Raw genomic sequence first — 718 nt, forward strand, 5'->3', positions numbered from 1 at the left:
CTTTGGATGAACGCTCCCAATTTGCAGAACATTACTTATTGAAGCTAGCTTCTAAACGTTCCTCTTACGGTGAGCACTTGGTAGCCTCGAAGCAGTCTGATGGTTTAGGTATTTATGCGATTAGTCCTGAAAGTCACACCGCTTTATGGGATGAGTATTTAGCTTTTCAACCAGACCTGGCGAGTACCGTACGGGGTTTGGCTTCGCAAAGGGCATTTTTGGAAAACCCTCATGCTGAACTTGCAACCAATCTTGTTTATGCAAGCGCGATAGCCTGGTTGTTGACTCAGTACCGTAAGAATTGTGAGCAAGACCCGGTATCTGGATATGAGGATATTGCCTGATTTTCAAAGCAATTCTTAGAACGGCTTTACCTTGGCTATCTCTTCTTTCAAGCGTCGCTTATATTCATCCTGATCTTCGATATCTTTTAACTTTGCATAGATGGTTTGTAAGTCTTGTTTGTACTGTTTCATCTTCTTTACATCGTCGCTTAAGAAAATCGTATAAGCTTTCATTGAAAAGCCCAAGACCAGGATGAAAGGGAGCGATAGAAGTGAAATGGAATGTAGGGTCAGAACCACTAGCCACTTAAGCAAGCCAGAAACACTGTTCCTGTTATACAACGGTAAAGTGAGGGCGTTGGTCCAGACTGAATAGTTTTTTCGAAGAGCTTCAAGAGCTTTTTTGTGGCCGACCCAAGACGGTGTAAACATCG

At 42.9% G+C, this 718-nt stretch carries 2 protein-coding genes; one reads left to right on the forward strand and one right to left on the reverse strand.

Annotation, left to right across the window (positions count from 1 at the left end; all coding sequences use genetic code 11):
• The coding region (locus tag A3757_RS26210; protein ID WP_068739160.1) for a hypothetical protein at positions 1 to 344 on the forward strand (344 nt) is incomplete at its 5' end.
• Between the two features lie 15 nt (positions 345 to 359).
• Here the strand turns inward: A3757_RS26210 and A3757_RS27485 are convergent.
• Positions 360 to 718 (reverse strand): hypothetical protein (locus tag A3757_RS27485; protein WP_068633632.1); only part of this gene is annotated, 359 nt, incomplete at its 5' end.

Source organism: Oleiphilus sp. HI0117 (assembly GCF_001635235.1).